General features: G+C 55.7%; 1 protein-coding gene. It reads right to left on the reverse strand.

Going from position 1 to position 506, the window contains the following annotated elements; genetic code table 11:
• Positions 1-108: 108 nt before the first annotated feature.
• Positions 109-506: hypothetical protein (locus tag GNK13_RS21550; protein ID WP_203545381.1), on the reverse strand; the 398-nt coding region annotated here is incomplete at its 5' end.

Genomic DNA, 506 nt, shown 5'->3' on the forward strand with positions numbered 1-506 from the left:
AACGGCGGAAATCACGGGGCGACCGTCGACGAGCTAGAGCCGCAGAGAGGACCCCATCGGTCGCTCCCGTGAATTTCATGGTTATGCCAGAACATCGGCGTCTGCTGGTCAGCCCCATGGTAGGAATCGAAGATAGAAGACAATGGCCGGCGCCTGTATCAGCAGCATCAAAGCAGAGCACCGATCCAGGATCGTCGCGATGATCGTAAGCAAAACGGAGACTGCCAAGCAAGCGCCCCCGGCAATTAGGGCGAAAAAGTAAGGTAGCAACGCGGACCAGCCACCGTCTCGGTAATAGTACAGAATACCCGCGACAGCACATGCGCCGAACACTAGAACCGCGATCGAGAGGCAATTCAGAACCTTCGTCAATGAATAGGAGCGGCCGTGATTCTTGTGCGACTCGAGACGGAGGTGACCTTTGGTGGTCGGCGAATAAGGATTGTTGTTGCCTAGCATTCGTTGTCCGGTTGGTCGAAAGATCCGGACTGCACCGTTGGCATAAC

It is taken from the genome of Candidatus Laterigemmans baculatus (assembly GCF_010367455.1).
Taxonomy (GTDB): domain Bacteria; phylum Planctomycetota; class Planctomycetia; order Pirellulales; family Pirellulaceae; genus Laterigemmans; species Laterigemmans baculatus.